A 10047-nucleotide genomic window follows, 5' to 3' on the forward strand; every position below is an offset into this window, starting at 1 on the left:
CCAAGGTCGTCACCGTCGCCGTCATGCGAAAGCTCATCGAAGCCGCCAACCTCGTCCTCCAGAGAGGCCAGCCCTGGGTCCAAGCCATGCCGGCATGAAACATGGTTGCTCAGTCGGCTTCGCCGACAGCTCCCCCTGGGAGGGGGAGCAATTAAGGCTTTGTAACTCCTCCACCTCTTGAGGGGGAGGTGGCCCGCGCAGCGGGGCGGAGGGGGTCTGCTGAGGGACTGTTGACCGCCTGTCAGCTTACCCCCTGTCATTCCCACCGGCGTGGGGCCCAGCGCCTGTGAGTTCACCCGCCAATCTCAGAGCGGAAGGTTCGTCTCCGGTCCGGAGTCCCACTCGAAGAATCCGGCCCCGCCGATAAGGCTCTCAGAGGCCTCTCTGAGGGCCGTCAGGGCTTCCGAATGCGGAAGCTGGAGGGCTGCGGAGAGGCGCCTGGCCAACTCCGGCTGTGACTGCGCCAGAACCTGCAGCCTCTCCTTTGGACGGGGGAGGAACTGGTTTTCTTTGAGAAAGGCGTGGCGCACAAGGGCGGCCACCGCCAGGGCTCGAACCTGTCTGGCGTCGGCGGTGTCTTCATCGTGGAAATCGAGGGCGTCTTCGACCTGGGTCGCGGCGGCGTATCGGTCTCGAAGCAGGGCGTCGGGTGAAAAGCCCGGACCTTTCTCCAGAATCGTCAAGGCTTCCTTCCGCAGGGCGGCGAGCCGATCCTCAGTGTCCAGCAGGGTCGCCCCTGTGGCGAGCATGTGAGCCATGACCGGGCGGCCTTGGGCGATCTCCTTGGCGAGGCTGTGTCTCAGCCAGGCCTCAGAATTGAAGAAGATCTCGACCGGGGTTCCGTTGAACCATCTCTGAAACCTGCGCCGCCAGGGCGCGTCGTGCAGGACAACAATATCAAGGTCGCTGGCAGGGTGAGGATTGCCCCGTACGATGCTGCCAGACACCAGGACGCCGATGGGCGGCGCCACCTCTGGTAGCCAGGCCAGGGCCTGTTCGAGGGCGCTGCGATGCCGGTCTTCAAGGGCAAGAGCGTCAAGTCCCGTTGGCACAGTCATCTCGCCCTGCCGACCCTCACCGCCCCCAGGGGTCCTCTTCATCCAGCCCGTCGAGGAAGTCGAAGACGGCGGCCTTGGTCAGGCCGTGGGGGATGGCGGAGAAGTGGTCGCAGCCGGGCAGGACCACGCCCTTTCCGGAGGCGAAGCGGGCGGCCAGGGCCTCCGGGTCGCCCGCCAGGCGGTCCTGCATCCCGGCGATGACGCGGACGGGCATGGGCAGGGTTCCCAGCACCGCCGGATCGAGGGGTGGGTTGGTCGCCTCGGTGCAGGCGGCCAGGGCCTCGAGGTCCTCGCCCTGCTCGTCGGCGAACTGGCGGAAGCTGCGCAGCATGGGCTCGGTGAGGGTCTCCGGGTCCGCCGCCCGCATGGCGGCGGCCATGGCGCCGGTGGAGGCGGTCTCGCGCGGGGTGAAGAGGGCGTCGCCGACGCCGCCGAGGATCAGGTTGGAGACCCGGTCGGGGGCGGTGAGTGCGACTTCCAGGGCCGTGCGCGACCCCATGGAATAGCCGAAGAGGTCGACCCGGTCCGCGCCCAGGTGGTCCATGAGGGCGAGGACGTCCTGCGCCATCGCCGCGCGGCCATAGAGGGCCGGGTCGTGGGGCTTGGCGCTCTCGCCATGGCCGCGCTGGTCGAGGGCGGCGAAGCCCATGCCGCGCCGCTCCAGGGCCGCATACCAGCCGGTCCGCCGCCAGCCCTCGTGGCGGTTGGAGGCGAAGCCGTGGACGAGGATCAGCCAGGGGGCGCCGGCCGCCGGCTCGCGGGCGTCGTAGGCGATTTCAAGGCCGTCGGAGGTAAAGGTCGCCATGGCCTGCTTCCCTCCCCCGCCGTCCGCCTCAGACCTCGATGGCGCTCGAGACGATGCGCGAGGCCAGGCCGTAGGCCACGCCTTCCTCGGCGCTCATCCAGAAGTTGCGCTGGGTGTCCTTGAGGATCTTCTCGAAGGTCTGGCCGCTCTCCCTGGCGATGAGGTGGTTCATGCGCTGGCGCATCTTCACGATCTCCTCGGCCTCGATCTGGATGTCGGAGGCCTGGCCGCGGACGCCGCCGCTCGGCTGGTGCAGGAGGAAGCGGGTGTTGGGCAGGCAGACCCGGTTCTCGCGCTCGGCGCCGAGGAAGATGGTCACTCCGGCGCTGGCCACCCATCCGGTGCCGATGGCCTTCACCTTCGGGCCGCAGAACCGCATGACGTCGTGGATGGTGTCGCCGCTTTCGACGTGTCCGCCAGGCGAGTTGATGATGACGCGGATGTCGCCGTCGCCCTCGGCCGCCAGGGCCAGGAGCTGGGCGGTGACCCGCTCGGCCATGCGCATGTTGACCTCGCCGAAGACGAGGACGGTGCGCGACTTGAAAAGGGCGCTGGCGACCGGTCCGCCCGCGGCGGCCGCTGCATCGGGCTTCGGCCCATCGCCCTCTTCCTCGTCATCAAGCCGCCAGTCGCGCATGGGAACCACTCCATCGGTCAAGGGGCGGAAGCTGTGCCCCCGCGCCGCCCGGCGCAAGGGGGCGTCCGCCCCGCGGCCGGAAAAATCCGCCGCTCCCCTCCGACTAGCCCGCCCGGCCCCCGACGACAAGCCGGGCGGCTTGACCCTGCGGTGCGCGGGGCGGCAAATGGCCGCCGAAACAGGACCCGAAGGCGGAGGAAACCCATGGGCGAACTTTTCGATCTGACCGGCAAGGTGGCGATCATCACCGGCTCGTCGCGCGGCATTGGCAAGGCCATCGCCGAGCGCATGGCCGAACACGGCGCCAAGGTGGTCATCTCCTCGCGCAAGGCCGGCCCCTGCGACGAGGTCGCCGCGGCGATCAACGCCCGCTGGCCCGGCTCGGCCATCGCCGTGCCCGCCAACATCTCGTCCAAGGACGACCTGGCCCGCCTGGTGGACGAGACCCGCAAGGCCTTCGGCAAGGTGGACATCCTGGTCTGCAACGCCGCCTCCAACCCCTATTACGGGCCGATGAGCGGCATCAGTGACGACGCCTTCCGCAAGATCCTCGAGAACAACATCATCGCCAACAACTGGCTGGTGAACCTGGTCTCGCCGGAGATGGTCGAGCGCAAGGACGGGGCGATCATCATCGTCTCGTCCATCGGCGGCTTCCGCGGCACGGCGGTGATCGGCGCCTACGCCATCTCCAAGGCGGCGGACATGCAGATGGCCCGCAACCTCGCCCAGGAGCTGAGCCCCCACAACATCCGCATCAACTGCATCGCGCCCGGCCTGGTGAAGACCGACTTCGCCCGCGCCCTGTGGGACACCCCGGAGGCCGAGGTCCGGTCCTCTGCGGGCACGCCCCTGCGCCGGCTGGGCGAGCCCGACGACATCGCCGGGGCGGCGGTCTTCCTGGCCTCGAAGGCGGGCGGCTGGATGACCGGCCAGACCGTGGTGGTGGACGGCGGCTCGACGAGCTGAGTCCTCAGGCCCCCGCGCTGAGGGAGAGGTCGCGAGCCCGGGCCAGCCGGGTCGCGGCCTCGTCCAGCACGTCGTCGGCCTTGGCGAAGCACAGGCGCAGGACCCGTGTGACCGCCTCGGTTTCGTAGAAGGCCGAGACGGGGATGGCGGCGACGCCGGCCTGCGTCACCGCCCTGAGTGCGAAGGCCCTGTCAGCCTCGGCCACGCCGGAGTCGGGCAGGTCTACGGTGAGGAAATAGGTGCCCTGGGACCTGGCCACGGCGAACCCCTCGCGCCGCAGGGCTTCGGCCAGGCGGTCGCGGCTGGCCTGCATGCGGGCGGGCATGGCCTCGAACCAGTCCCCCGGCGTCTCCAGTCCGAAGGCCACGGCGGCCTGCAGGTTGGGCGGCGTGGTGAAGGTCAGGAACTGGTGGGCGCGGGCCAGGGCCGGAGACAGGACCGGGCCGGCGCAGAGGAAGCCCACCTTCCAGCCCGTCAGGCCGAACATCTTGCCCGCCGAGCCGATCTTGACCGCCAGGTCCGCCATGCCGGGCAGGGCGATGAGGGGTGCATGGACGGCGCCGTCGAAGACCAGGTGCTCCCAGACCTCGTCGCAGATCACCGGGACGCTTCGGGCCCGGCAGGCGGCGGCGAGAAGCTCGAGGTCCTCGCGGGGGACCACGACCCCGGTGGGGTTCACCGGCGAGTTCAGGATCACCGCCCGGGTGCGCGGCGTGAAGGCGTCCTCCAGCTGGGCGGCGGTCCAGCGCCAGTCGGGGGGCGAAAGGGTCACGAAGCGCGGGACGCCCCCGGCTCGGCGCACCAGGGGGGCGTAGGCGTCATAGGCCGGCTGGAAGAGGACGACCTCGTCCCCCGGCTCGACCAGGGCCAGGATGGCGGCCGCCAGGGCCTCGGTGGCCCCGGAGGTGACGGTGACCTGCGCATCGGGATCGAATTCCAGCCCCTGGGTCCGGGCGTAGTGGGCGGCCACGGCCCGGCGCAGCTCCGGCAGGCCGCGGGAGGGCGGATACTGGTTGTACCCATCGAGAACCGCCTCGGCCGCCGCCCGGCGCAGGGCTTCGGGCCCGGGATCATCCGGAAAGCCCTGGCCGAGGTTCAAGGCGCCGTGGGCGCGGGCCAGCCCCGACATCTCGTCGAACACCGTCGGCGGCATGGCCGCGTAGAGCGGATGCACCATGGACGTCCTCCCGGCGGTCGCCGGGGTCTCAGTCGACCCGGGCGCGCTTCTTGCGGAAGCTCGGATTGAGCACCTGCTTGCGCAGGCGGATGGACTTTGGCGTGACTTCCACCAGTTCGTCATCCTCGATGTAGGCGATGGCCTGCTCGAGGGTCATGCGGCGGGGCGGCGTCAGGCGCACGGCCTCGTCCTTGCCGGAGGCGCGGACGTTGGTCAGCTGCTTGGCCTTCATCGGGTTGACGTCCAGGTCGTCGGCCCGGGAGTTCTCGCCGATGATCATGCCCTGGTAGGTCTTCTCGCCACCACCGACGAACATGATGCCCCGATCCTCGAGGTTCCACAGGGCGTAGGCCGCCGTCTCGCCGTCGGAGTTGGAGACCAGCACGCCCTTGCGGCCGGCGTCGATGGGACCCTTGTAGCCGTCGTAGTGCGAGAAGACCCGGTTCAGCACGCCGGAGCCCCGGGTGTCGGTGAGGAATTCGCCCTGGTAGCCGATCAGGGAGCGCGAGGGGGCCATCAGGGTGATGCGGGTCTTGCCGGCGCCCGAAGGGCCCATGTCCTTCAGCTCGGCCTTCCGGGCCGACAGCTTCTCGATGACGATGCCGGTGAACTCGTCGTCCACGTCGATCACCACTTCCTCGATGGGCTCCAGCCGCTCGCCGGTCTCGGGGTCGGCCTGGAAGACCACCCGGGGGCGGCTGATGGACAGCTCGAAGCCCTCGCGGCGCATGCCCTCGATGAGCACGCCCAGCTGGAGCTCGCCGCGGCCGGCGACCTCGAAGGCGTCCTTGTCGGCGGACTCGGTCACCCGGATGGCGACGTTGGACTGGGCTTCCTTCAGCAGGCGGTCGCGAATGACCCGGCTCTGGACCTTGTCGCCCTCCCGGCCCGCCAGGGGGCTGTCATTGACCGAGACGGTCATGGAGATGGTGGGCGGGTCGATCGGCTGGGCCGGCAGGGCCTCGGTGACCTCCAGGGCGCAGAGGGTGTCGGCCACGGTGGCCTTGGTCAGTCCGGCGATGGCGACGATGTCTCCGGCCTCGGCGTCGTCGATCGGCTGGCGCTTGAGGCCCCGGAAGGCCAGCACCTTGGTGATGCGGCCGCGCTCGATCTCCTGCCCGTCCCGGGACAGGGCCTTGATGGCGAGGCCGGGAACCGCCTTGCCGGAGTCGATCCGGCCGGTCAGGAGGCGGCCCAGGAAGGGGTCGTTCTCGATCAGGACCGAGAGGATGCGGAAGGGCTCCTCGGTGCGCTGGCTGGCCGCCGGCGCCGGGACATGGCGCACGATGAGGTCGAACAGGGGCGCGAGGTCGGTGTTGGGCCTGGCCATGTCGAGGGTGGCCCAGCCATTCTTGCCCGAGGCGTAGATGTGCGGGAAGTCGAGCTGCTCGTCCGTCGCCCCGAGGGCCGCGAACAGGTCGAAGGCGTCATTCAGCACCCGGTCGGGGTCAGCGTGCGGCCGGTCCACCTTGTTCAGGCACAGGATGGGGCGCAGGCCCATCTTGAGGGCCTTGCCGAGGACGAACTTGGTCTGGGGCATGACCCCTTCCTCGGCGTCCACCAGCAGGACGCAGCCGTCCACCATGCCGAGGATCCGCTCCACCTCGCCGCCGAAGTCGGCGTGGCCGGGGGTGTCGATGATGTTGATGCGGGTCTCGCCCGCCTCGCCAGACCAGAGGACGCTGGTGCACTTGGCGAGGATGGTGATCCCCCGCTCCCGCTCCTGGTCGTTGGAGTCCATGGCGCGCTCGACCGTCGCCTCGTTCGCCCGGAAGGCGCCGGACTGGGCGAGGAGCTGGTCGACCAGGGTGGTCTTGCCGTGGTCGACGTGGGCGATGATGGCGATGTTGCGAAGCTGCATGACGTTCTTATCTGTGGAAGCGCGCGCTTGTAGGGGGTTCCGCGCCCCAGCGCCAGACGCCCCGGACAGTTCCGTCTGCGGAAGGCGCTTTTTGTGCGTTGCAACATAGCATAGGCGCACATTTGTTTCAAATCCGCGAAGGTTGTGAGGATCATTTCCTTTTTTTCATCTTCGCGGGCTGGAAAATGCAATCGTATGCCCTTGAACTTTGGTGCGCTGCAATCTAACTTGCTTCTCGTGAGGCGTCGCTGACGCTTCTGCCCTTCCTGGGCGTTTCCTCCCTAATGAACTGCCGCGCCCTCACCGGCGCGGCTTTTTTTTGCGCGCTCGCCGGTCGGCTGGGAGACGGTCCGATTTCAGGACCGCAGCAGGGGGCGCCAGTCGGTCTCCGCCAATCGTGCGATCAGCTTGCCCAGGGTCTCGCGGAGGCGGCCGAACCCGGCGGTGGTCTCCAGCCGCATTTCGTCCAGGTACAGGCCCCGGTTGATCTCGACCTGCAGGGCATGGGTCCGGCTGTCGGGGCGGCCATAGTGCTCCGTGGTGTAGCCCCCGGCGAAGGGGGCGTTGCGGGCGGTCCGGTATCCGGCCTCCCCCAGCAGTCGCTCCACCGCCGCCGTCAGGGCGGGGCTACAGGCCGCGCCGTACCGGTCGCCCAGCACGAAATCCACCCCGGGCGCCGCGGACTGGGGCATGGAGTGCCAGTCGATCAGAACGGCCAAGCCATGGGTCGCCCGGGCTCGAGACAGCAGACGGGACAGGGCGTCATGGTAAGGCTGGTGCACCCGGGCGATCCGCGCCAAGCCCTCTTCCAGGCTAAGTCGCCGGTCGTAGATCTCCGCTCCGCCCGAGGCGACCCGAGCCACAACGCCCAGTCCGGCCGCCACCCGTGGCGAGAGGGCGCGGGCCCCGGCCGGAAGGGCCTCGCGGAAGAGGCGGGGATCCAGCTCCCCGGGGTCCCGGTTCACATCCAGGTAGGCCCGGGCGGTCAGGGCGCGGATGACCGGCGCGCCAAGGGCGGGGGCCTGGTCGATGAGGTCATCCACCCGGGCGTCTTCGCTGCGGCGGATGCGCAGGGAATCGAGGGCCGGGTTCATGTCCTCCGGATACAGCCGGCCCGAGTGGGGCGAAGCGAAGACCAGGGGAGTCGGCGGCGCCGAGGCCTCGCCGCCCGGCCAGCGGATGTCGAAGGCTGTGGACATCTGCGGGTTCGCGGAGGACAGGCTCATGGCGCCATATGAGCCTCTCTTGCATCTCCCGGTCAAACCGGCTTCAGGTGAAGCACGCTCAGGCCGCCCCAGGACGACCCATGCCCCGCATCCTCTTTGCCGAAGACGACGACTCCCTGCGCGGCTTTCTCTCGCGCGCCCTGCAGCGGGCCGGTCATGAGGTTGAGGCCTGCGCCGATGGCGAGGCGGCGGCCGAGCACATCGACCGGGACTGGGACCTGCTGCTGACCGACATCGTCATGCCGGGCATGGACGGTATAGAGCTGGCCCGCCTGGCCGCTGAGCGGCATCCGGGCCTGCGGATCATGTTCATCACCGGCTTCGCCGCCGTGGCGCTGAAGGCCGAGGAGACAGCCCCTCCGGGGGCTCGCGTGCTGTCCAAGCCGGTCCACCTGAGAGATCTCGTGGACGAGGTCGACCGGATGCTGGCGGCCTGAGGGTCGCTGAGCCCGAGAGGGTCTCGCCGCTTGCGCCCGGCCCGCCTCGCCGGTATATCCCCGCCTCCGCTTCCCGCCCGGGAGGCTGACCCCGGACGTGTAGCTCAGCGGTAGAGCACCTCGTTGACATCGAGGGGGTCACAGGTTCGATCCCTGTCACGTCCACCATTTTTCTTTGTGTTACGAGTTCTTAGGGCCCAACGCGGTTGGCCCCTACGGATCGTATCTGACATCAGTCCGCTTATCGGCTGAGGGACCACAGCCGATCAGCAGTGCGAAGGCAAGGACCGTTACGCGCCGAGAAAGTCTCACCGGGCGTCTCCGGAAGGAACGGGCAAGACACCCAACTCAGTCCGATCGGCGGCGTCTCAGCGGGTTCTATCGCTCCCTGATCCGTAAGGGGGCCTGCTATTTCGGCACGGGCTCCGTGTTCGGCGCGCCATAGCTGGCGAACTTCTTGGTCGGGATGTCACGGCAATGGTCCTGCGAGATGGGAGCAGTCGCCTTACACTTCTCAGACGCGACGAAACTGACGCTATCGCGGCACTTGCCTTTGGCGTCGAGCGCCGCACTGAACGCGAATCCCGGGGCTGTAATCGGCGCGGGCACCCTGGTATGGTTCCTCGCGGCAACCCTGATCCATCCTCGAAGTTTGCTATTTTAACTTTATCAGTAAATCAGACTTTATTTCGAATAGATCGTCCATCATAGATTTAATAATCGGCTGAACTTTCTCAAAATCGTCAATACCTGAGCAGATATTTCTTGTTGTGTTTAGCATCAAACCAGATGTATTCATTACGATTGACGTTTCTTTAACTTGATCTTTCAGCATTTTATCTGAATATGATGAATTCTGTTGATTTGTATTAATTTTTCTATCTTCAATCGATTTAATGAGATTTGATATCCATTTGTTTGTCTCACCCATAACCCCCGTAATAGTAGAAATACAAACCGCCTCCATAGACTCTGGATTTTGATTGGTTGGATAAATATTTGAGAGAGTATTTATCCTTTTGTCATTTTCTCTCGATATGACAGAAAGCCTATCTGCGACCAATTGAGCCTTCTCAGGCTCAGGGAATGCAATTGCCCTTTCGAAGGGATATAAAGCTAGAAAAAGTGCTGCAAAAAACTGCAGATATTCAGTCGCAAAAATTCTCGCCATCACCACCTCAATCCTCTTTACATAAATATGAAGAGTTTCAGCTCTGTAAGATAAACTGCCAATTCTTAATCCCGCATATTATCGATGAAAAATCGAGAAAAATCTAGAGCTCTTTGCGATCTGATTGAATCTCTGGGGATTCCCAAGGGGCCCGGGTTCTGATTCAACCTTCATGCTGGGGGCGGATGCTGGCATGAATGAGCAAGGCGCTTTCCGTAGATTTGCACGATCGTGTGACCGCCGCGATTGAGGGCGGAACGGCGTGCCGTCACAGGGCGACATTCGGCCGGGGCCTCTGGGCGTTGATCGGCGCTCTGGGGCGCCCTCGCTTCTCTGAACGCCTCTATTGCCGAAAGATGGCCGCCACCGCCTCGGCGGCGCGGTCGAGGTCCGGGCCGGTGACGGTGGCGAGATCGATGCGGCCGAGCTCCGGGCGCTCGTGCTGGCGGGAAGATCGGCGGTAGGCGCGATCGTAGTGGGTCTCGACGAGGCCGAGGGCCACGGGCTCCAGGTCACCAGCCTCCAGGAGGGCCCGCCATTCGGCCAGTCGCCGGGCACCAGGCTTGCTGGGCAGGCGGGAGAGGAGGGTCATGAGGGCCTCCACGTCCCCGGCAGTCCCGGCGTAGACCCCGGCGAGGTAGGCGGCGCGGGCCTCGGGGGCGGCTTCCAAGCGGATCGAGGGGGCCTGTGACATGGCGGTCCAGAC

Annotated in this window: 9 protein-coding genes, 1 tRNA gene and 1 pseudogene; 3 read left to right on the top strand and 8 right to left on the bottom strand. The window is 66.8% G+C overall.

Annotated features, from left to right (window positions below; all coding sequences use genetic code 11):
* Positions 1-305 precede the first annotated feature (305 nt).
* From INE98_RS13710 to INE98_RS13720, 3 genes are read right to left on the bottom strand one after another with little or no spacing between them, the layout of a single operon-like run.
* Positions 306-1058 (bottom strand): nucleotidyltransferase domain-containing protein, encoded by a 753-nt coding sequence (locus INE98_RS13710; RefSeq protein WP_293539627.1) that lies wholly within the window; start codon positions 1056-1058, stop codon positions 306-308.
* 16 nt (positions 1059-1074) lie between these two features.
* A complete protein-coding gene (locus tag INE98_RS13715) occupies positions 1075-1863 on the bottom strand; it encodes an alpha/beta fold hydrolase (RefSeq protein ID WP_293539629.1) in 789 nt (262 codons plus the stop codon).
* Positions 1864-1891: 28 nt separating this feature from the next.
* Positions 1892-2500, bottom strand: coding sequence for an ATP-dependent Clp protease proteolytic subunit (locus INE98_RS13720; RefSeq protein ID WP_293526977.1), 609 nt, complete (start codon positions 2498-2500; stop codon positions 1892-1894).
* Between the two features lie 204 nt (positions 2501-2704).
* Between INE98_RS13720 and INE98_RS13725 the strand changes: the two genes are divergently transcribed.
* Entirely contained in the window at positions 2705-3469 is a 765-nt protein-coding gene (locus INE98_RS13725) for an SDR family oxidoreductase (RefSeq protein WP_110449095.1), read from the top strand.
* A 4-nt stretch (positions 3470-3473) separates the two neighbouring features.
* On the opposite strand, the gene INE98_RS13730 is transcribed toward INE98_RS13725, so the two are convergent.
* From INE98_RS13730 to INE98_RS13740, 3 genes are all read right to left on the bottom strand, one after another.
* On the bottom strand, positions 3474-4646 hold the full coding sequence (locus INE98_RS13730; protein WP_293539634.1) for an aminotransferase: 1173 nt from the start codon (positions 4644-4646) through the stop codon (positions 3474-3476).
* 28 nt (positions 4647-4674) lie between these two features.
* Entirely contained in the window at positions 4675-6507 is a 1833-nt protein-coding gene (gene typA / locus INE98_RS13735) for a translational GTPase TypA (protein ID WP_293539636.1), read from the bottom strand.
* Between the two features lie 356 nt (positions 6508-6863).
* On the bottom strand, positions 6864-7706 hold the full coding sequence (locus tag INE98_RS13740; protein ID WP_293539642.1) for an N-formylglutamate amidohydrolase: 843 nt from the start codon (positions 7704-7706) through the stop codon (positions 6864-6866).
* A gap of 107 nt (positions 7707-7813) precedes the next feature.
* On the opposite strand from INE98_RS13740, the gene cpdR reads away from it, so the two are divergent.
* Positions 7814-8170: a cell cycle two-component system response regulator CpdR gene (gene cpdR, locus INE98_RS13745; RefSeq protein WP_293539638.1), complete on the top strand. Its 357-nt coding sequence runs from the start codon at positions 7814-7816 to the stop codon at positions 8168-8170.
* A gap of 93 nt (positions 8171-8263) precedes the next feature.
* Positions 8264-8338 (top strand) — tRNA-Val (locus INE98_RS13750).
* Between the two features lie 487 nt (positions 8339-8825).
* Here INE98_RS13750 and INE98_RS13755 read toward each other — a convergent pair.
* Positions 8826-9344, bottom strand: coding sequence for a hypothetical protein (locus tag INE98_RS13755; protein WP_293539640.1), 519 nt, complete (start codon positions 9342-9344; stop codon positions 8826-8828).
* Positions 9345-9684: 340 nt separating this feature from the next.
* Positions 9685-10047 (bottom strand): annotated as a pseudogene (locus tag INE98_RS13760) (tRNA 2-selenouridine(34) synthase MnmH); the annotation flags it as partial.

Source organism: Phenylobacterium sp. (genome assembly GCF_020253645.1).
Classification (GTDB): Bacteria; Pseudomonadota; Alphaproteobacteria; order Caulobacterales; family Caulobacteraceae; genus Phenylobacterium.

What these genes read in the sequence shown, in the direction of transcription:
- INE98_RS13710 (WP_293539627.1), bottom strand. Translation starts at nt 1,058, where the DNA reads ATGACTGTGCCAACGGGACTTGACGCTCTTGCCCTTGAAGACCGGCAT.
- INE98_RS13715 (WP_293539629.1), bottom strand. Translation starts at nt 1,863, where the DNA reads ATGGCGACCTTTACCTCCGACGGCCTTGAAATCGCCTACGACGCCCGC.
- INE98_RS13720 (WP_293526977.1), bottom strand. Translation starts at nt 2,500, where the DNA reads ATGCGCGACTGGCGGCTTGATGACGAGGAAGAGGGCGATGGGCCGAAG.
- INE98_RS13725 (WP_110449095.1), top strand. Translation starts at nt 2,705, where the DNA reads ATGGGCGAACTTTTCGATCTGACCGGCAAGGTGGCGATCATCACCGGC.
- INE98_RS13730 (WP_293539634.1), bottom strand. Translation starts at nt 4,646, where the DNA reads ATGGTGCATCCGCTCTACGCGGCCATGCCGCCGACGGTGTTCGACGAG.
- typA (WP_293539636.1), bottom strand. Translation starts at nt 6,507, where the DNA reads ATGCAGCTTCGCAACATCGCCATCATCGCCCACGTCGACCACGGCAAG.
- INE98_RS13740 (WP_293539642.1), bottom strand. Translation starts at nt 7,706, where the DNA reads ATGTCCACAGCCTTCGACATCCGCTGGCCGGGCGGCGAGGCCTCGGCG.
- cpdR (WP_293539638.1), top strand. Translation starts at nt 7,814, where the DNA reads ATGCCCCGCATCCTCTTTGCCGAAGACGACGACTCCCTGCGCGGCTTT.